Raw genomic sequence first — 20,608 nt, forward strand, 5'->3', positions numbered from 1 at the left:
CCCTGAAGTGCAGGAGAGTTTAAGCAATTCGGCAGGCGTCGGCTTCCCAGCGATACCCCACGCCATAGACCGCGCGGATAAACGACTGCTCGGCATCCAGCGACTCCAGCTTGCGTCGCAGGTTCTTAATATGGCTGTCGATGGTGCGGTCTGTAACGACGCGGTAATCGTCATAGAGATGATTGAGCAACTGTTCACGGGAGAACACTTTTCCCGGCTCATGTGACAACGTTTTAAGTAAGCGGAATTCGGCGGGCGTTAAATCGAGCATCTTCCCACGCCAGGAGGCCTGAAAACGGCCTTCATCGACGATAAGCGGGCTGTCTGCATCCATTTGTTGCAGTTCGCGCTGCGGTTTGCAACGACGCAGGATCGTTTTTACGCGCGCGACAACTTCACGCGGGCTGTAAGGTTTACAAATATAATCATCAGCACCGATCTCCAGCCCCAGCAGGCGATCAATCTCTTCGATTTTAGCGGTTACCATCATGATGGGGACTTCTGAGAAGCGGCGGATTTCCCGACACAGAGTCAGACCGTCGGTACCGGGCAGCATCAGATCCAACAAGATCAGATCGGGCGGCGTTTGGCGCACGTAAGGCAGAACCAGGTCCCCGTGGTTGATCAGCGTAGGGGCATAGCTCGCTGCCCGCAGGTAGTCGATCAGCAGTTGCCCCAGCTTAGGCTCATCTTCTACGATCAGAATACGTGGTGTGTTTTCATCAATGGGTAACTCAGTCATACATCTCTCTGTAAATCGCGTTCCAGCGGTAACTCTACTGTAATGCTAACCCCACCAAAAGGCGAATGGGCGGCACGAATCAGACCATTATGCGCTTGTACGATATTGACGCAAATCGCCAGCCCCAACCCGGAACCTCCACTGGCGCGGTTGCGCGAGCCTTCGGTGCGATAAAATCGTTCAAACAGCTTCTGTAACTGCTCGTCACTTACGCCGGGAGCGGAATCTGCGAAGGTTAATAACACCATGCGTTCGCGTTGTTCGGCGCTGATATGCAACCCGCCACCGCTATCGGTGTAGCGCAGACTGTTTTCCAGCAGGTTGTTGAACAGCTGCATCAGACGATCTCTGTCACCAAATACCGTCATGCTGTCGGGGAGCGAAAGCTGTATGGTCAATCCACGGCTGGCGAAGCGTTCACGAAATGCGCCGCTTGCCACTTCCAATAGGGGGATGAGGTCCAGCGATGTTTTCTGGTAGGCCAGCGCGCCTTCATCTGACATGGAGAGCTGATGAAGGTCGTCAACCAGTTTGGTGAGCGTACCGACTTCAGCCTGCAACGAGGCAACGGAGTCAGGGGTAAACTGGCGTACGCCATCCTGAATGGCCTCCAGTTCACCGCGCAACACCGCCAACGGCGTACGCAGTTCGTGAGAAATATCGGCCATAAAGTCACGACGCATCTGCTGGTTTTTTTCCAGTGTACTGGCGAGCTGGTTGAAGTCCTGCGCCAGCTTGCCCAGCTCATCCGTACTGGTTGGCGTAACGCGAGTGGTGAAATCGCCCGCCGCCAGTTTGTGCGTGCCTTCCACCAACCGCTTAACCGGGGCCAGCAGGCTGCGCGCCAGCGTAAACGTCGCCAGCGCGGCCAGGATCGTGGAGAGCGCAACGATAAGCCAACTGGATCGTCGTTGCTGCATGTCGAAATTGATATCCGTATTCCGCGTTAAGCGTTCCACAGGAGAGGCAATCACGGCGCCCACTTCGCTACCGTTAACGCGTATGGGATGGCGCATGCCGTCGCGAGGAACTGGGCCGCGCGGGCCGACAAGCACACGGGCGTTTTGGTCTACAACCCAAAACTGTGTACGCCAGCCGTGCGGTGGCATGCCTGGACCCGGTTTATCATCGTCGTTGTCGTGTTCAAAAGAGCGCAGGATCTGGAAAACAAAACGATCGTTATTGCGTAAGAATCGCCAGTTGCCGTGCTGCTCGTACTGCTCGCTTAATGCGTCGCTGAGCATTTGCAGCCGCTGCTCGTTGCCGTGCTTGATATAGTCAATAAAACCACGTTCGAAGCTAATGCGTACGGCCCAGTGCATGCTGATCAGCAACACAATGCAGGTGGCGAAAATCGCCAGAAACAGTTTGCCGGTGATACCGGGCCGCCAGAACTTCATCAGGTGCTCCTTTTGCGCCGTGAAATCACCGCGTTGGTTTGCGTGTCGTTCGGCACGCGGGCAAAAATAATGGCGGGCAGCGCAATAATGAAGGCGATGCACAGCCAGGTATACATAAAGACGGTATGCGTACTTCCGCTGTCGATGGCGATATGCTGTTGGCCGAACATGCCCAGCAGCAGGCCAGCGATGGTCACACCAATACTCATCGATAGCTGCATGATCATCGACAGCAGGCTGTTACCGCTGCTGGCCAGATCGTCAGGCAGATCTTTTAACGTAAGCGTGTTCATGGATGAAAAACGCGTTGAGTTGACCATTCCCTGTAAAAACAGCACGAAGGGCAGGGCGTAATACCAGCCCAGCAGTGCCGTGGTCATTAGCAACAGACTGACCAGCGACAGGCCAAGCGTAGTGGTAATCAGCACACGACGGTAACCAAAGCGGTTAACGACCTGCACCACAATGCGCTTCATGCCCATACTGCCCAGCACCATCGGGATCATCATCAGCCCGGCATGAAAAGGTGAAAAACCGAGGCCAATCTGTAAAAACACCGGTGTCATAAACGGCAACATGCCGCTGCCGATGCGTCCGGCAAAACTGCCGAACAGACCTAGCGAGAAGGTTGGTGTGCGAAACAGATTCAGGCTGAATAGCGCACGCGGATTACGATGGGCGTGTTTCAGATACAGCGCAATAGCCAATACCCCGCAGATAACCAGCGCCGCCAGCGTGATACTGGAGAGGCCGGTTCCTTTGCTGCCATCGAGCGCCAGCGTCAGTACCGCCATGCCGACCGCCAGCATCGCGAACCCTGAGAGGTCGAAACGTCGGGTTTGCATGGTGTAGTTGGGCATCAGCATTAACGTCGCTATCGCGCCGACAATGCCTACCGGAATGTTAATCAAAAATATCCAGTGCCAGGAGGCGTATTCAACCAGAATCCCGCCTAACGCTGGGCCCAGCAGCGGGCCGATTTGACCGGGTAAAGTGACAAACGTCATTGCCGCCATATATTGCTCACGCGGGACGATTTTCATCACCGTTAGCCTGCCGACCGGCACCATCATCGCGCCGCCAACGCCTTGTAAGACGCGCGCCATCACCAGTTCGTTGAGTGTGCTCGACCCGGCGCAAAACAGCGAGCCAAGCGTAAACAGGATGATGGCGGTGAAGAAGATATTACGCACGCCAACTTTGTCCGCCAGCCATCCGCTGGCGGGCAGCATCACGGCAACAGTTAAAACATATGACACAATGACCATATGCATGTGTAACGGGCTTTCCCCGAGGCTTGCCGCCATCGAGGGAAGCGCGGTGTTAACGATGGTGGTATCCAGCGACTGCATAAAAAAGCCAAATGCCACAATCCAAAGTTGCCAGCGGGTGCTGTCGGGAAGTTCTGTCATAACTCTGCTACCGGTTTGCTGTTTTTACGCGAAAAACGCAGACGCAGACGGTCGAAAAAGAGATAGACCACGGGCGTGGTGTACAGCGTCAGGAGCTGGCTCACGACCAGCCCACCGACAATGGTTATCCCCAAGGGCTGACGCAGTTCAGAGCCATCCCCTGCGGATAACACCAACGGCAACGCGCCAAACAACGCCGCCAGCGTGGTCATCATTATTGGGCGAAAGCGCAACAGGCAGGCCTGGAAAATAGCTTCTTCCGGCTGTAATTTGCCGTTTCTCTGCGCTTCCAGCGCAAAATCGACCATCATGATGGCGTTTTTCTTCACAATGCCAATTAATAGCATGATCCCTATCAGGGCGATTAGGCTGAACGGGGCATTGAACAGTCCCAGCGCCAGCAACGCCCCGACGCCAGCCGAAGGTAGCGTGGAGAGAATGGTCAGCGGATGGACATAGCTTTCATACAGCATACCCAGCACGATATAGACCGTGGCGATGGCGGCGATAATCAGGATCACCTGCGAATTCATGGTGTCCTGAAATACCTGTGCGGTACCGGCAAAGCTACCGCGAACCGTGGAAGGGACGCCGAGCTGGGTCATGGTTCTGTTGATGGCCTCTGTCGCTTCTGACAGTGAAGAACCCGTCGGCAGGTTAAACGACACGGTTGAGGCGGCAGACAAACCCTGATGGTTCACAGATAGCGGTGCATTCGCTGGCTGCCATTTAGCAAAGTACGATAACGGGATCGCTTTACCGTCATTGTTGATGACGAACATTTTGTCCAGTGCGCTGATGTCCTGGGTGTAACGTCGATCGACCTCCATCACCACTTTGTACTGGTTCATCGGCTGATAGATGGTAGAGATCTGTCGTTGTCCGAAAGCATTATTCAACAGGCTGTTGGCGGCTGCCACGTCGATCCCCAGACGAGACATGGTGTCGCGATCGTAAATCAGATTCATCTCCGCGCCATTGTCCTGCTGATCGGAGTTGACGTCTGCCAGTTGGGGCAGGGCGGCAAGCGCCTTACGGATCTTCGGTTCCCACTCACGCAGCGCCGCGAGATCGTCGGACAGCAATGTGTATTGATAGCTGGCGTTGGCCTGGCGTCCACCAACGCGAATATCTTGCACCGCCATTAAAAACAGATTCGCACCTGGCTCTTTTGAAAGCGCGACGCGCAGGCGGTCGATCACCTGCTGAGCGGTTTCATGGCGCTCATCACGTGGCTTGAGGGTAATAAACATCATCCCGCTGTTGACCCGCGAACCACCGGTAAAACCGGTGACGTTATTCACCGCCGGGTCGTCGCGGATGATCTTCATAAAGTCCTGCAGTTTGCCGCGCATGGCCTGAAATGAGATGCTCTGGTCGGCCTGGATCCCACCCATCAATACACCCGTATCCTGCTCCGGGAAGAAGGTTTTGGGGATGGAAATATAAAGCCAGATATTCAGCGCGATGGTACCGAGTAACACCACGCCTACCAGCCGCGTATGGCGCAGCACCCATTTAAGCGAGGTACCGTAACTCTGTTGCAGCGCCACCAGCACACGACCAAAACCCCGCTTGCGAGACTGTTCGCGCGGGGTGCTGGATTTGAGCATCCAGCCGCACATCATTGGCGTTAATGTCAGCGACACCAGCAGCGAGATACCGATAGCAACCGACAGCGTGACGGCAAATTCGCGCAGCAAGCGCCCAGGCAATCCGCCCATTAACAGCAGTGGCAGGAACACCGCCACCAGCGACAGACTCATGGAGAGCACGGTGAATCCCACTTCGCGCGTACCCTGTAACGCCGCCTGGAGCGGCTTCATTCCTGCTTCCAGGTGGCGGGCAATATTTTCCAGCACCACGATGGCGTCATCGACGACAAATCCCGTGGCAATGGTTAACGCCATCAACGACAGGTTGTTCAGGCTGAATCCGCACAGATACATGGCGGCAAAGGTACCGATCAGCGAGACCGGAACCGCTACCGCGGGGATCAGCGTCGCGCGCCCGGAGCGCAGGAAAATAAAGACCACCAGGATAACCAGCGCCACGGAGATAATCAGCGTCTGTTCGACTTCTTCCAGCGAGGCGCGAATAGTCGGCGAGCGGTCCTGGGCTATTTGCAGATCGATAGCGGCCGGGACCAGCGTTTGTAGCTCCGGCAATTTGGCGCGAATGCTGTCTACCGTCTGAATGATATTGGCTTCCGGTAGCTTGCGGATCATCAGCAGAATGGCCGGTTTGGCATTGGTCATCCCTGCGTTGCGTACGTCCTGCACCGAGTCGGTTACAGACGCAACGTCGCCCAGTCGCACCGCCGCGCCGTTATTGTAGTGGATGATAATCGGCTGGTATTCGGCGGCGGTTTTCAGCTCATCGTTGGTTTGAACCTGCCAGCGGTGAGTATCATTCTCGATAGCACCCTGCGGCTTACGCACGTTGGCGTTGTCAATTGCGCTACGCACGTCATCCAGCGACACGCCCTGGTTAAACAGCGCCTGCGGATTGAGCCCTACACGCACCGCAGGCAGAGAGCTGCCTCCAACGTCCACGTCGCCCACGCCGTCGATCTGTGCGATGGTCTGCGCCAGTTGTGTTGATGCGAAATCGTACAATTCACCTTGCGAGTACGTGTCCGATGTTAGCGTCAGGATCATGATTGGCGCATCGGAAGGGTTGGCTTTGCGATACGTTGGTCGGCTCGGCATCCCGCTGGGTAGCAGACTTTGCGCGGCGTTAATTGCGGCCTGAACGTCCCGCGCCGCGCCATTGATGTCACGGTCGAATTTGAATTCGAGAATAATACGCGTACTGCCAAGTGAACTGCTCGAAGTCATTTCGTTCACGCCCGCAATGCGCCCCAGCGAGCGCTCCAGCGGAGTTGCGACCGAGGACGCCATCGTTTCGGGTGAGGCACCCGGTAACGATGCGCTGACCATGATCACCGGAAAATCCACCTGCGGTAGCGGAGCGACCGGCAGCAGACGAAATCCGAGTATGCCGCACAGGGTGATCGCTACCGAAATGAGAATGGTCGCCACCGGACGATGAATGAAAAGCGCGAAAAATTTCATTTACGCTTCCTCTTCCTGACGCGGGAAGCGGCTTTTCACGTACAACGACAGACGGTCAAACAGCAGATAAATCACCGGGGTGGTAAACAGGGTTAATACCTGACTCACCAGCAGCCCACCGACCATGCCAATACCTAATGGACGACGTAACTCTGCGCCCACGCCGGTACTCAACATCAGCGGCAACGCGCCGAGCAGTGCCGCCAGTGTAGTCATCAGGATCGGGCGAAAACGCAGCAGACAAGCCTGGAAAATGGCATCGCGTGGTGACATTCCCTGTTCGCGCTCCGCGGCAAGGGCAAAGTCGATCATCATGATGGCGTTTTTCTTGACGATACCGATGAGCAAAATAATGCCGATAATCGCGATGACGTCCAGTTCGCTCCCGGCAATCATTAACGCCAGGAGCGCCCCGACGCCCGCCGTCGGCAACGTGGAGAGAATAGTAATTGGGTGAATAAAGCTCTCATACAGCACGCCGAGGACGATATACATCGCGACAACCGCAGCCACAATCAACCAGATGGTATTTCCCAGCGCGGCCTGGAAGGCGAGCGTGCTGCCCTGGAACTGGGTGGTAATATTTGCGGGCAGGTTAAGCGTTTTTTCGGTATCCAGAATGGCCTGTACCGCATCACCCAGCGACCACTCGTCTGGCACGTTGAACGAGATGGTGGTGACCGGGAACTGATCGAGGTGGTTAATCGACAGCGGGGCAAAACGCTGTTCAACACTGGCGATCGCGCTGAGCGGTACTATGCCGCCGTCGCTACTGGTCAGACGTATTGTATCCAGTGCCGCAAGCCCCGGCGTATTGTTGGTGTCATGTTCTAACACCACGCGATACTGATTGGCCTGGGTGTAGATGGTTGAAATCAGTCGCTGGCCGAAGGCGTTGTACAGAGCGTTATCGACATCTGACATGCTGATGCCCAAACGGCTGGCGCTGTCGCGATTGACGTTCACATATGCTACCAGCCCTTTGTCCTGCCAGTCGCTACTGACATCGGACAGTTGCGGTAGCTGATTTAGTTTTGCTATCAGCTGTGGAACCCAGGTGCTGAGGGCATCAAGGGATGTCGCTTGCAGCGTGAACTGATATTGCGTCCGGCTGACCTGAGTATCAATCGTCAGGTCCTGAGTGGGCTGAAGATAAAGGTCAACGCCGGGAACTCTGTCAACCGCGTCCTGTAGGCGCGCAATCACTTTCTGCACCCGATCGTCGCGTTCATCCAGCGGCTTAAGGTTGATTTGTAAGCGCGCGCTGTTCAATGCCGTATTAGTGCCGTCCACACCGACAAAAGCGGTCAGGCTTTCTACCGCCGGATCTTTCAGAATGACATCTGAAACCTGACGCTGGCGCTGGGCCATGCTGGCAAATGAGCTGGACTGCGGTGCCTGCAGCGTGCCCTGGATAATGCCGTTATCCTGGATCGGAAAGAAGCCTTTGGGGATAAAGACCCATAGCATAACGCTCAGCGCCAGCGTGCCGAGCGCAACGCTCAGCGTGAGCCACGGATGGTTGAGCACTTTCGCCAGCCAGTGGCCGTACCCGGCAATAACGCGATCAAACATGCGCTCTGAGGCACGGGAGAAGCGGTTTTGCTTACGCAATGAGGCCTGATTCAGCATACGCGCGCACATCATCGGCGTAAGAGTGAGCGAGACAACGGCGGAAATCAGAATCGCCACGGCCAGCGTCACAGCGAACTCCCTGAATAATCGACCTACGATATCACCCATAAATAGCAGTGGGATCAGTACGGCGATCAGTGAAAATGTCAGAGAGATGATGGTAAAACCAATCTCGCCCGCGCCCTTCAGGGCAGCAGTCAGCGGTTTTTCGCCTTTTTCGATATAGCGTGAAATATTCTCGATAACCACGATAGCGTCATCTACCACAAAACCTGTCGCAATGGTTAGCGCCATGAGGGTCAGGTTGTTGATGGAGAAATCAAGAAATACCATCACCGCGAAAGTACCGATTAACGATAACGGTACGGCGACCGCAGGAATAATGGTTGCCGGAATATTGCGCAAAAACAGGTAGATAATCATGACTACCAGCGCAATCGCCAGCATCAATTCAAATTGGGTATCCGCTACGGACGCACGAATATTGGTTGTACGATCGGAAAGTACGCTGACCTTAACCGATTTGGGCAGGCTCTCGGTGAGCTGCGGCAGCATCTGGCGGATACTGTCTGCCGTGGAGATGATGTTTGCGCCAGGCTGACGCTGAACATTCATCACTATAGCTTGTTGCTTATTGGCCCATGCGCCCAGCCAGCTGTTTTCGGCACCTTGTTCGACGGTGGCGACATCGCCCAGACGAACCGGTGCCCCGTTTTTATAGGCAACAATGAGCTGACGATATTCATCCGCGGACTGCATCTGGTCGTTGGCTGAAAGGGTAACGGCACGCGTTGGACCATCAAGACTCCCTTTTGCCGAATTGACGTTGGCACCGGTAATGGCCGTACGGATGGTTTCGCTGGTCAGACCGAGTGCGGCAATGGCCTGAGCGTTAAGCTTCACGCGGACCGCCGGACGTTGCCCACCGGAAAGTGTTACCAGGCCCACGCCGGATACCTGAGAGATTTTCTGCGCGACGCGGGTTTCGACCATATCTTCCACCTGCGTCATCGGCATGGCGCTGGATGTGACCGCCAGCGTCATGATCGGTGGATCTGCCGGGTTTACCTTGCTGTAGACCGGAGGGTTAGGGAGATCGCTGGGTAATAAATTGGTGGCGGCGTTAATCGCGGCCTGAACTTCCTGCTCGGCAACATCCAACGGGAGCGTCAGTTGAAACTGTAACGTAACGACCGATGCGCCACCGGAGCTTTGTGATGACATCTGTTTTAAGCCAGACATCTGTCCAAACTGGCGTTCAAGCGGCGCGGTTACCGCCGAGGTCATGACGTCCGGGCTGGCGCCGGGGTAGAGCGTAACGACCTGAATCGTGGGGTAATCCACTTCAGGTAAGGCAGCGATTGGCAGGAAGCGATAACCGATAATACCGGCAAGCAAAATCGCGACCATCAGCAGCGTGGTGGCGACGGGGCGCAGAATAAACAGGCGCGATGGTCCGCCTGTGTTGTCCGGAGGTAACACCTGCATCAGGAGTTAGCTCCTTTTTTGCCGTATCCGCGTGGCGCTGTTTTCTCGTCCTGAACAGAGGCGTCGTGCGCCTCAACGACTTCGACTTTTGCGCCTTCCGTCAGACGGTCAATCCCGTCGGTCACGACCCGATCGCCCGCAGAAAGCCCGGCGGCAATCACCACTTTTTGGCTATCCTGAATACCCGGTTTAACCAGGTGTTTGCTCACTTTATTGTCGCTATTCAGTACCCAGACAAAGTGGCCTTCGTTACCCATTTGCAGAGCGGCAGTTGGGATCACAACGGCATTTTGTTGTGTGTCGACCAGCATGCGGGCGTTAACGAACTGGTTAGGGAATAAAGCATCATCCTGATTGTTAAAACGAGCCTTAACTTTGATTGTTCCGGTGGTGGCATCAATCTGATTGTCGAGACTGAGCAGGACGCCTTCGCTGAGCTTTTGCGAATTGGTTCGGTCCCAGGCTTCGACCTTCAGCTGGCTCCCCGATTTTTGTGCCTGCAATACGGTAGCAATGTCGTTTTCAGGCAACGTAAATATCAGGTCGATGGGATGCGTTTGCGTAATGACGACGATTCCGGTGGTATCGCCACTGGAAATTTGGTTACCGACATCGACCTGCTTCAGGCCGACACGACCATCGACAGGCGCGGTTATCCGGCTCCAGTCGAGCTGCAACTGAGCGCTGGCGACACTGGCTTCATCCGCTTTTATTGTGCCTAACGTCTCGTTGACCAGCGCCTGCTGGGCATCCAGCTCCTGGCGGGAGACCAGATTGGTTTTAACCAACTGTTGATAGCGGGCAAGATCGCGACGGGCATTCGCCAGCGTGGCTTTATCTTTTGCCAGTTGTCCCTGCGCCTGAGCCAGAGCAACTTTGAACTGGCTGGGATCTATCTCTGCCAGCAGGTCGCCGGCTTTTACCTGTTGTCCTTCCTCAAAGTGTAAGGCGATGAGTTGACCATCCACCCGACTACGCACCGTGGCGGTATTTGCGGCAGTAACGGTCCCCAGCCCTGTCAGGTAACGTGGCACGGCTTCCTCGGTGGCGGTGGCAGCCTGCACGGGAGCCAACGGTCCGGAGCGCATTCCACGCCGTCCTGACCCCGCAGTGTGCTGCGCGGGTTTGGTTGCGCCCGGTGCGGTTCCCTGGGATGCGCTACGGCTTTGCCAGAACCAGATGGCGGCGACGGCGGCCACGACGATCACGATTGCTATCACCCAGCGGGATTTATTACTGCCTTTCATTGTTATGAGTTTCTCATCCTGAAACGATTCGCGGAATGATACTAGTTTAGCCAGCGAACAAGGGAGAAAAATGGAGGAATTATGAAACACTGTCGGGATTCGTCTGAATGCTGACGCGGCTTTGCGAGGCGTTACGCAACAATCGGTGGTGAAGATAGCGAATACGCAATTGTGCGATAGAGTGCTGACAAGGCAAAAAGGAGGAAAGCCAGAGATTTCAGCAGGACGCTGGAACGGGAAAGCCCCTCCCGAGGAAGGGGCCAAAATAAGGAAAGGGTTATGATGAAGCAGGTCATCATACTGGTGATACTCTTAGTCATTAGCTTCGCGGCTTACTAAGACACCAGGGGGAGGGGAAACCCTCCCTAACCCTCACTCCTGAAAATAAGCCACAGCAAGGATGATGTCAATACGCACACTTTTCAGCGTGCGAGCGGCTTAGCGGAAAACAACGTCAGCCCAGCGGGCCAGTCCGGCGGTGACAGAACCGAAGTCATCGCCACCCGCGATAGGGATCCCGGGAAGCTGCTGGGCGAGGGCTTTTTTAATCAGCGGCGAACGCGCGCTGCCGCCGGTCAGATAAATCACGTCCGGTTTTTCCTGTGCGTTGTCCAGCGCCAACTGGACCTGCTCCAGAATACGCGCCAGGGGCTGATTGAGCGCAGCTTCAAGTCCGTGTTGACTGATATCGGTTGCCAGCGTGTCGCTGATAAACGGTATCGCCGCCGTTACAATAGTCTGGTCGGAAAGTGCGATTTTGCTCTCTTCTGCACTGCGCACCAGGCGATAGCTCAGACGCTCGCGCCAGACTTTAAGCAGCAGAGCGACTTTATCGGCTTCTCTCGCGTCGCGGACAAGATCGTTGAGCAATCGACCGTTGGCGCTGCTATAGAAATCACTTTGCGCGGGAACGTCGTTGATTGCGACCGCGTTCCACCACGGGAGAATCGGTAAGGCGATACCTTTTTCTGTCTCACCGCCCATACCTAGCAGTGGCATCAGGTGTTTAAACGCCAGCGCGATATCCAGATCGTTCCCGCCTACGCGGCAGCCACTGTGTCCCAGCAGGCTGTTTTCGCGATCGGCACGCTGATGCCATTGCGGCCCCATCAGCAGCAGTGAACAGTCGGTCGTACCCCCGCCAATATCCACCACCAACACGCGTTTTTCTTCCTGCAGCGTCGCTTCGTAATCCAGTCCCGCCGCTACCGGCTCGTACTGGAAGACGACATCCTGAAAACCGGCGCGTTTGGCCGCACGTTCAAGAATACCCTGCGCCTGGGTGTTGGCGTCATCGCCACCTAATCCCTGGAAGTTGATGGGCCGACCAATCACGGCCTGAGTGATAGCTTCCGGCAGCTGGCTTTGCGCCTGGTTGCGAATGTGCAGCATCATTGCACAGACCAGATCTTCAAACAGCGCAACCTGTTGCGGCTTCAGACCGCTGGCGCCCAAAAATGATTTTGGCGATTTAACGAAGTACACCTCTTCCGGGTCTTCAATATACTGACCCAGCGATGCCAGACCGAACTGTACGCTGTTGGCGTTAACGTCGATGTCTTCTTCGCGGTTGTAGCGCATCGCACGGCGAAGCAGCGCCTGCGTTTCATCGTCCGTAGTTGGGATGTCATGATGGCGATACAGCCACTCGCTAACCGCTTCGCGCGTTGGTGCGCACAGCATTGAGGGTAGCAGCGTGCTGTTATTTTCCATTTTGAGCAGGTGGGGCTGCCCATCACGCATAACGGCCACTGAACAGTTTGCCGTACCGTAGTCAAAACCAATAAACACCGTAAAAATCCCCATGCCAGTGAAGAAGGGGCGTGACTTTAACGAATAGTTGACGCCCCGACAACTGGAATATGAAAGCAAGGCGTACTGATTGAATACCGTTTATGCTGTAGGTTTGCGTAAAAAGGAAAACTGAATGTTCACGCTGAGCTGGCAACCACCTTATGACTGGCCCTGGATGCTGGGATTTCTTGCCGCCCGTGCGGTTGAAGGTGTCGAAACCGTAGAGGAACTGAGCTATGTCAGAAGCCTGTGCGTAGGGGGGCATCGTGGTCTGGTGCGCGTTGTCCCGGATCTGCACGCCAACGTGCTACACGTGACGTTGAGCACAGGGTTACAGCCGGTCGCCTCCGAGTGTCTGGCAAAAATAACGCGCTTGTTCGATCTTGGCTGTTGCCCGCAGCAAATTATCGCCGCGCTGGGCAGCCTCGGTGCAGCGCGTCCGGGACTGCGTTTGCCGGGCAGTGTCGATGCTTTTGAACAAGGAGTACGAGCGATTTTAGGGCAGTTAGTCAGCGTGGCTATGGCGGCGAAACTGACGGCGAAAGTGGCGCATGCTTACGGGGAAGCGCTGGAGGATGCGCCCGAGTATGTGTGTTTTCCTACGCCGGAAGCGCTTGCCAATGCCGAACCGCTGCACCTGAAAGCGTTAGGAATGCCGCTCAAACGCGCCGAAGCGTTGATTCACCTGGCTCATGCAACCCTTGAAGGAACGCTCGCGACAACAGCCCCTGCCGATATCGAACAAGGCGTTAAGCAGCTACAAACGTTTCCCGGGATAGGGCGCTGGACCGCCAACTATTTCGCGCTACGTGGTTGGCAGGCGAAAGATGTTTTTCTGCCGGATGACTATCTGATTAAGCAGCGTTTTCCCGGCATGACACCGGCCCAGATCCGACGGTATGCAGAGCGCTGGAAACCCTGGCGCTCCTATGCGCTGTTACATATTTGGTATACGGATGGCTGGCAACCGTCAGTTGATGGCGAAATTACTGGTATTCAGTAGCAGATCCAGCGGTTGGGCATCGGCAATAATATCGCCATAAATCATATCAACACCGATGCCAGAAAGCGTATCCATGATGAGTGGCAACTGCACCGGACCGGCGATAGTTTTTATGTCCAGGCGCTGGGCATGACCCTGGATAATGGACACCCACATTTCGTCGATCAGGTTGCCGGGAGCGCTGGCACTTAGCTCGCTGTCGAGCAACAGGTAATCGACAATGCGATATTTCAGGTTGTCAAAGAGCTCTAAATCGCGACCAACCTGACTTAATACAATTCGACAACCGTACTGACGCAGTCGATGCAGGGCGGATATAGCCTGCGTTGGGTTGGTTTTGAAGACGCTTGCCGGAACGGTCAGATGCAGCAATCGCGGCGGTAGTGGACTGCGTTGCAAGTGCTCCAGCAGCTCATCGATAAGTTCTGTGTTGAGCAGGCCGACGGCGGAAAGGGGCAGGGCAATACTGAGGCCCTTACTGGCTACTGCTTGGGCAGAGTTCTGGAAGAACTCGCTAAATACCCGACGGTCAAGCGCCTTGCTTAACGCGGGATCGACCAGCCCGGCGCGGAAGGCTTGCTCCTCAATGACTTCACCCTCAGCGGTGCCTAAGCGAAGCGAAATAATCCAGAAGCTAAACGTCTCCGGTATACGCGGGGAAGCCACACCTCTGGCGATCATCAGCATTGGGTTGTGCATAATGGTGTGTCTTTGTTCATCCAATGTCAGTTGACTACGCGCGGCATGGGCCTGGCTTTGCTGAGGTTCATAGACACAGACTCGCCCACGGCCGCTGTTTTTCGCAGCGTAGCAGGCGATATCGGCCTGAGACATCACATCGGTCGCGACATGGTTTTTCTCATCAATGAGCGTAATCCCTGCGCTGGCGCCAATACGGTGTAAGCGGCCTTCCCACATGAAGTGGTAATCATTAATGGCGCTGATGACGCGACCTGAGATAAAGCGGGCGCTTTCGATATTACAATCCGGTAGCAACAGACCAAACTCGTCGCCGCCCAGGCGTGCCAGCATATCGCTGGATCGCAACATGCTGAGCATAAGCGCTGAGAGTTCACGCAGCAGGGCATCTCCAGCGGCATGACCCGCGCTGTCGTTCACCGCTTTAAAACGATCCAGGTCGATAAAAACCAGCACATGACGCTGGTGCGTGTCGTGTACCGAATGCAGCAATTGTTTTAGATGGTTTTCGAAGCTGACCCGGTTTGCCAACTGGGTCAGGTCATCATGCGAGGCGCTGTAGCTAAGCTGGCGGAGCATCTTCCGCGACTCGGTAACGTCCTGAATAACCAACACCGAGCCAATGCTGCCACCATCAAGGGTGCTGAGGGGCGTGATGCTGTACTGAATGTCATAACTGTTGCCGTTACGACAATGCAGGACCACTTCCTGTTCGATTGCCGTACGCGACATGTCAGCACTGTAGATATTTTCCATCAGCGGACCGTTCTCGCCAAAAGTAATATGTAGTACCGTCAATAGCGGAATGCCGATGGCACTGTCCTGCTGCCAGCCGCTCATTTTCTCAGCAACCGGATTCATAAAGGTCACGTTCATATCGACATCAATACAAATCACCGCTTCGCCGATTGAATCCAGCGTAATGTGAAGGCGCTCTTTTTCCTGATACAGCGCTTCGTTAAGCTGCTTGACTTCGGTCATATCCATATTGATACCAAGTAAGCGTTCAACTTCACCGTCTTTATTCAGTACCCGGTTGGCCAACGAGCGGATATGGCGTATGCCATCTTTTACCGCGATACGAAACTCAAGCTTAAACGGAGCCCGTGCGGCCAGTGAATCACGAATTACATTTTCGGCGTACTCACGATCTTCGGGTACCACGCACTCATACCAGACTTGCCAACTGGGCTTGATATGCGCAGGAACTTCGTAGAGATCGAACATCCGTTTATCCCAGCTGATCACGTCAGGCTGGAGTTCCCATTCCCAGATCCCAATCCCCCCGGCTTCATTGGCGAGGGTAATGCGCTCCATCAACCGTTTGTTAATCCACTCGGTATGCTTCAGGTCGTTAATGTCCTCAACCTGCGCGATAAAATAGAGAGGGGTATTGTCGCTATGACGCACCAACGAAACGGCCAGCAACGCCCAGACGACGTCGCCCGAACGGGTGTAATAGCGTTTTTCCATGGAGTAGCTATTAATCTCTCCGCGTGCCAGCATGTTCAACTGTTCAATGTCGTTGTTCAAATCTTCCGGCCAGGTTAATTGCTGGAAGGTCAGTGAACGTAACTCCTCCTGGCTATAGCCCAGAAACTGACACAAGGCTTTATTGGCCTGTAACCATTGCCCCTCGGTACCGACTAACGCCATGCCAATCGCGGAATATTCCATGGCGTTGCGAAAGCGTGACTCGCTTTCTGAAATGTGCTTGCGTTCGGCTCGAAACGCGTACATCACCATGGTCATCATATTAGCGGGCAACAGGATCATCAAAAACGGCAACCAGGGGATGTCCGTCATCATGTTCGGTTTCGGGGTGTAAAGTAGCGAAGGGTCGGCAGCCAGCATCAGCGAAACCATCATCACGGTGCTGAGGAATATTAAAAACGCCTCCATACGCGGCAGACGGACAGCGCTCCACATCAGCAGGACAATAACGCAGGTAAATGGCCATGGAATGTACATCATGGACAGCCAACTGAGCGTTAAGGTCACCAGCAGGGTAATCAGGGTCTCAAGCAATAATCGCGGGTCGCGATGGCGCAACAGGTAATGTGGTTTAAACAGTAAACCTAACGGCACCAACGCCAGTGCGCCAATGGATTCTGACAGTACCCAAATGAGAAAGGTATTTAACGACGTGTCCTTCGGCAGCAACAACCACATCAAAATGCCGCCCAACAGTGGCGGAACAACCGCGCTACCAAATGCCAGGCGCGCCCAGTCATTCAAATTTTGTAAGGGATTGTACCAGGGCAGCAGTTTACGCAATAACATTGCGCCAACAACAGCCTCAATAATGTTAATGACCGTATAGGAGAAATTAAGCGACTGTCCGGGGAAAAAAAGTAAAGAGGCGCCGATGCTACCGAATGAGCAAGCCAGCGCGATCCCTGGCCACATCTTTCCCGCGTGACGGTAAAAAGCCACCATCATGATAGAGGTTGGAAACCACAGAGGGGCAAGCTGTGCGCCGTAACGTGATAGTTCCAGCGAAAACAACGTAAAGATGAAAGCCACCAGACCTAAACTGGCCAGGCGCAGTAGAGGATGGGGTAAGGTAACTAAAACATGTTGGGATTGTTTACTCATTACCACTCTACCCAAATAGCCGTTGTCGCCCAGCAGAGATGCCGGACGCATCACATTTAATCTGGGATTATGCTAGTACAAACAATTTACAATTTATACGCCAGCTGCTCATAAATTAACACTCCCAAGCTATTAATTCCTAAGGCAGGTGAATAAATATAGCGGCTGTTCTAAATCTGACCATTTTAATTTGCGACAGGGACAGCATTGGTGCAGCCTGGGGTGGCATCGCGCCGCTGAAATCCCTATAATTGCCGCGTTTGGCGTTTCGGCGCCGCCCTTCCTTACATCCAGGTTAATCAGGTCGCTAAATTTATGACTGATCAGTCCCATCAGTGCGTCATTATCGGCATTGCCGGCGCATCGGCTTCCGGCAAGAGCCTTATTGCCAGTACTCTTTATCGCGAATTGCGTGAACAAGTCGGTGACGAACATATTGGCGTTATTCCCGAAGACAGCTATTACAAAGATCAAAGCCATCTGTCGATGGAAGAACGTGTAAAAACCAACTACGACCATCCGAACGCGATGGACCACAGCCTGCTGTTTCAACATCTGCAAACGCTGAAACGCGGCTCTGCCATTGAGCTGCCGGTTTATAGCTATGTTGAGCACACGCGTACGCAAGACACTATTCATATCGAACCGAAGAAAGTCATTATCCTGGAAGGCATTTTGCTGCTGACGGATGCGCGTTTGCGCGATGAGATGAACTTTTCTATTTTTGTTGATACGCCGCTGGATATTTGTCTGATGCGCCGTATTAAGCGCGATGTGAATGAACGTGGTCGTTCAATGGATTCGGTGATGGCGCAATACCAGAAAACCGTCCGTCCAATGTTCCTGCAATTTATTGAGCCTTCAAAGCAATACGCCGACATCATTGTGCCGCGCGGGGGTAAAAACCGCATCGCCATCGATATTCTGAAGGCTAAAATCAGTCAGTTCTTTGAATAAGTTCAGCGAATTGTGTACCGTTCAGTGATAACCTGGTTCACCCTTAACGCACCTGGCATTAAGGGTTTGAAGCACGAAAGGAGAAAGTGCCATGCGTTTATGTGACCGAGATATTGAAGCCTGGTTGGATGAAGGTCGCCTGTCGATCACTCCACGCCCTCCTGTCGAGCGAATCAATGGCGCCACGGTAGATGTGCGTCTTGGCAACAAATTCCGTACGTTCCGCGGTCATACGGCGGCGTATATCGATTTGAGCGGACCGAAAGATGAAGTCAGCGCCGCGCTGGATCGCGTGATGAGTGATGAAATCGTCCTCAAGGACGGCGAGGCATTCTTCTTGCATCCGGGTGAGCTTGCGCTGGCAGTAACATTCGAATCCGTGACGTTGCCTTCCGATCTCGTCGGTTGGTTAGATGGCCGTTCATCTCTGGCGCGTCTGGGACTGATGGTACACGTCACCGCACACCGTATCGATCCGGGCTGGTCTGGCTGTATTGTACTGGAGTTTTACAACTCCGGAAAATTACCGCTGGCTCTGCGTCCGGGCATGCCGATTGGCGCGCTAAGTTTCGAACCGCTTTCCGGTCCGGCAGCGCGACCATACAACCGTCGTCAGGATGCGAAGTATCGCGACCAGCAGGGCGCCGTAGCCAGCCGGATCGATAAAGACTGAGTGTTTTTCAGTCCATTGGGGATAGCATGAGACGATTTCTGACGACGCTGATGATTCTTCTGGTCGTGCTGGTGGCTGGCTTTTCTGCGTTAGTACTGTTGGTGAATCCGAATGATTTCCGCGCGTATATGGTCAAGCAGGTTGCCGCACGTAGTGGGTATCAGCTGCAGTTGGATGGCCCCCTGCGTTGGCACGTATGGCCGCAACTGAGTATCCTCTCAGGGCGAGTGGTGTTAACGGCTGAAGGTGCCAGCGAACCTCTGGTTCGTGCCGACAATATGCGTCTCGACGTCGCGTTGTGGCCGCTGTTGAGCCACCAGCTCAGCGTGAAGCAGGTGATGCTCAAAGGCGCAGTGATTCAACTGACCCCGCAAACTGAGGCGGTACGCGGCAAAGATGCACCTGTTGCCCCAAAAGACAATATGTTGCCCGATCTGGCGGAAGACAAAGGATGGTCGTTTGATATCGCCCGTTTGCGCGTTGCCGACAGTGTTCTGGTATTCCAGCATGAAGACGATGAACAAGTTACCGTTCGTGATATTCGTCTGGAGATGGAACAAGATAGCCAGCACCGCGGCACGTTTGATTTTTCCGGGCGTGTGAACCGCGATCAGCGCGATCTCGCGTTATCCTTTAACGGTACGGTCGATGCCTCCGATTATCCGCACAACTTATCTGCGAATATCGAGCAGTTAAGCTGGCAATTGCAGGGGGCCGATTTGCCGCCGCAGGGGATCAACGGTCAGGGACATCTTCAGGCGCAATGGCTGGAAGAGAAAAAACAGCTTTCGTTCAGCCAGATAAATTTGACCGCCAATGACTCTTCGTTCTCCGGGCAAGCGCACGTATCCTTGTTGGAAAAACCGGAATGGGCCGTCGACCTGAAATTTGGTCAGCTCAATCTGGATAACCTGCTCGTACAGCATGACGCAGCGGCGACAGCAAAAGGTGACGTTCAGCAAGGTCAGAGTCAGTCAACGCTGGCGCGCCCCGTCATTGCTTCCCAGGTTGATGCCGTTTCGTATCAGGGACTCAAGGGTTTTTCGGCAGACATCGCTTTGCAGGCTGACAAAGTACTGTGGCGGAAAATGGCGTTTGAGAATGTCTCGGCAAAAATAGACAACCGGTTCGGCTTACTGAACATTGCGCAGTTGCAGGGAAAAAGTGATGGCGGGCTGATCTCACTGCCCGGCACGCTGGATGCCAGAAAGGGAGAACCGCGAGCGGTCTTTCATCCGCGCCTGGAAGGTGTGGAAATTGGCACTATTTTGAAGGCCTTTGATTACCCCATCGCACTCACCGGCAAGCTGTCGCTGGCAGGAGATTTTTCCGGCTCAGATATTGATGCCCAGGCGTTTCGCCATAGCTGGCAAGGGCAGGCCCATGTCGAAATGAACGATACGCGAATGGAAGGGATGAACTTCCAGCAGATGATTCAACAGGCTGTAGAACGCAGCGGTGGGGATGTTAAATCTCAGCAAAACCTCGATAACGTGACCCGGTTGGATCATTTTGTAACCGATATGACGCTGGATAACGGTGAGGTGACGCTGGATAACATGGCAGGGGAGTCCGCGATGTTGGCGCTAACCGGCAAAGGAACGTTAGATCTGGTGAAGCAGAATTGCGACACGCTGTTTAACATTCGCGTGCTGGGCGGTTGGGATGGCGAAAGTAAGTTGATTAGTTTCCTGAAGGCCACCCCGGTTCCTCTCAGGGTCTATGGCCAGTGGCAATCACTGAACTACAGTCTGCAAGTTGATCAGCTTTTGCGTAAGCATCTGCAGGATGAAGCAAAACGTCGTCTGAATGACTGGGCAGATCGCAATAAAGATTCCCGCAACGGCAAAGATGTTAAAAAGTTGCTGGATAAGCTCTGATTC

General features: G+C 54.4%; 13 protein-coding genes. 5 read left to right on the plus strand and 8 right to left on the minus strand.

Annotated features, from left to right (window positions below; translation table 11 throughout):
* Nucleotides 1–19: 19 nt before the first annotated feature.
* Genes baeR through SK38_RS02495 form a run of 6 tightly spaced genes read right to left on the minus strand, consistent with a single transcriptional unit; the run spans nucleotide 20 to nucleotide 11,001 of the window.
* Nucleotides 20–742: an envelope stress response regulator BaeR gene (baeR, locus tag SK38_RS02470; RefSeq protein WP_032943946.1), complete on the minus strand. Its 723-nt coding sequence runs from the start codon at nucleotides 740–742 to the stop codon at nucleotides 20–22.
* On the minus strand, nucleotides 739–2,142 hold the full coding sequence (gene baeS, locus SK38_RS02475; protein ID WP_003834277.1) for an envelope stress sensor histidine kinase BaeS: 1,404 nt from the start codon (nucleotides 2,140–2,142) through the stop codon (nucleotides 739–741). The genes baeR and baeS overlap by 4 nt, the downstream gene beginning before the upstream one ends.
* A complete protein-coding gene (locus SK38_RS02480; RefSeq protein WP_003834276.1) occupies nucleotides 2,142–3,554 on the minus strand; it encodes an MFS transporter in 1,413 nt (470 codons plus the stop codon). The genes baeS and SK38_RS02480 overlap by 1 nt, the downstream gene beginning before the upstream one ends.
* Complete coding sequence (mdtC, locus tag SK38_RS02485; protein WP_048235009.1) at nucleotides 3,551–6,631, minus strand: multidrug efflux RND transporter permease subunit MdtC; 3,081 nt, start codon at nucleotides 6,629–6,631, stop codon at nucleotides 3,551–3,553. The genes SK38_RS02480 and mdtC overlap by 4 nt, the downstream gene beginning before the upstream one ends.
* On the minus strand, nucleotides 6,632–9,754 hold the full coding sequence (locus SK38_RS02490) for an MdtB/MuxB family multidrug efflux RND transporter permease subunit (RefSeq protein ID WP_008785211.1): 3,123 nt from the start codon (nucleotides 9,752–9,754) through the stop codon (nucleotides 6,632–6,634).
* Nucleotides 9,754–11,001 (minus strand): MdtA/MuxA family multidrug efflux RND transporter periplasmic adaptor subunit, encoded by a 1,248-nt coding sequence (locus tag SK38_RS02495; RefSeq protein WP_048235011.1) that lies wholly within the window; start codon nucleotides 10,999–11,001, stop codon nucleotides 9,754–9,756. The genes SK38_RS02490 and SK38_RS02495 overlap by 1 nt, the downstream gene beginning before the upstream one ends.
* A 279-nt stretch (nucleotides 11,002–11,280) precedes the next feature.
* Between SK38_RS02495 and SK38_RS24860 the strand changes: the two genes are divergently transcribed.
* Complete coding sequence (locus SK38_RS24860; protein WP_100280300.1) at nucleotides 11,281–11,340, plus strand: type I toxin-antitoxin system Ibs family toxin; 60 nt, start codon at nucleotides 11,281–11,283, stop codon at nucleotides 11,338–11,340.
* Nucleotides 11,341–11,439: 99 nt separating this feature from the next.
* Here the strand turns inward: SK38_RS24860 and yegD are convergent, their stop codons facing one another.
* Complete coding sequence (gene yegD, locus SK38_RS02500; protein ID WP_020996657.1) at nucleotides 11,440–12,792, minus strand: molecular chaperone; 1,353 nt, start codon at nucleotides 12,790–12,792, stop codon at nucleotides 11,440–11,442.
* Nucleotides 12,793–12,928: 136 nt separating this feature from the next.
* Here yegD and alkA point away from each other — a divergent pair, with 136 nt between their 5' ends.
* The gene (gene alkA, locus SK38_RS02505; RefSeq protein ID WP_048235012.1) at nucleotides 12,929–13,798 is read left to right on the plus strand and encodes a DNA-3-methyladenine glycosylase 2; all 870 of its coding nucleotides are present in this window, start codon (nucleotides 12,929–12,931) and stop codon (nucleotides 13,796–13,798) included.
* Here alkA and SK38_RS02510 read toward each other — a convergent pair.
* Nucleotides 13,766–17,095, minus strand: coding sequence for a diguanylate cyclase (locus SK38_RS02510; protein ID WP_048236395.1), 3,330 nt, complete (start codon nucleotides 17,093–17,095; stop codon nucleotides 13,766–13,768). The genes alkA and SK38_RS02510 overlap by 33 nt on opposite strands.
* A gap of 315 nt (nucleotides 17,096–17,410) precedes the next feature.
* Between SK38_RS02510 and udk the strand changes: the two genes are divergently transcribed.
* The 3 genes from udk (at nucleotide 17,411) to asmA (ending at nucleotide 20,605) form a co-directional block, all read left to right on the plus strand.
* Nucleotides 17,411–18,052 (plus strand): uridine kinase, encoded by a 642-nt coding sequence (gene udk, locus SK38_RS02515; protein ID WP_003036776.1) that lies wholly within the window; start codon nucleotides 17,411–17,413, stop codon nucleotides 18,050–18,052.
* 91 nt (nucleotides 18,053–18,143) lie between these two features.
* Entirely contained in the window at nucleotides 18,144–18,725 is a 582-nt protein-coding gene (dcd, locus tag SK38_RS02520) for a dCTP deaminase (protein ID WP_003834269.1), read from the plus strand.
* A 26-nt stretch (nucleotides 18,726–18,751) separates the two neighbouring features.
* A complete protein-coding gene (gene asmA / locus SK38_RS02525) occupies nucleotides 18,752–20,605 on the plus strand; it encodes an outer membrane assembly protein AsmA (RefSeq protein ID WP_048235014.1) in 1,854 nt (617 codons plus the stop codon).
* Nucleotides 20,606–20,608: the final 3 nt, after the last annotated feature.

Origin of the sequence: Citrobacter sp. MGH110, from assembly GCF_001037515.1 — a bacterium.
GTDB classification, from domain to species: domain Bacteria; phylum Pseudomonadota; class Gammaproteobacteria; order Enterobacterales; family Enterobacteriaceae; genus Citrobacter; species Citrobacter portucalensis.

Bases quoted from the DNA above. Each gene is read 5' to 3' on its own strand.
- baeR (WP_032943946.1), bottom strand. From the start codon at position 742: ATGACTGAGTTACCCATTGATGAAAACACACCACGTATTCTGATCGTA.
- baeS (WP_003834277.1), bottom strand. From the start codon at position 2,142: ATGAAGTTCTGGCGGCCCGGTATCACCGGCAAACTGTTTCTGGCGATT.
- SK38_RS02480 (WP_003834276.1), bottom strand. From the start codon at position 3,554: ATGACAGAACTTCCCGACAGCACCCGCTGGCAACTTTGGATTGTGGCA.
- mdtC (WP_048235009.1), bottom strand. From the start codon at position 6,631: ATGAAATTTTTCGCGCTTTTCATTCATCGTCCGGTGGCGACCATTCTC.
- SK38_RS02490 (WP_008785211.1), bottom strand. From the start codon at position 9,754: ATGCAGGTGTTACCTCCGGACAACACAGGCGGACCATCGCGCCTGTTT.
- SK38_RS02495 (WP_048235011.1), bottom strand. From the start codon at position 11,001: ATGAAAGGCAGTAATAAATCCCGCTGGGTGATAGCAATCGTGATCGTC.
- alkA (WP_048235012.1), top strand. From the start codon at position 12,929: ATGTTCACGCTGAGCTGGCAACCACCTTATGACTGGCCCTGGATGCTG.
- SK38_RS02510 (WP_048236395.1), bottom strand. From the start codon at position 17,095: ATGAGTAAACAATCCCAACATGTTTTAGTTACCTTACCCCATCCTCTA.
- udk (WP_003036776.1), top strand. From the start codon at position 17,411: ATGACTGATCAGTCCCATCAGTGCGTCATTATCGGCATTGCCGGCGCA.
- dcd (WP_003834269.1), top strand. From the start codon at position 18,144: ATGCGTTTATGTGACCGAGATATTGAAGCCTGGTTGGATGAAGGTCGC.
- asmA (WP_048235014.1), top strand. From the start codon at position 18,752: ATGAGACGATTTCTGACGACGCTGATGATTCTTCTGGTCGTGCTGGTG.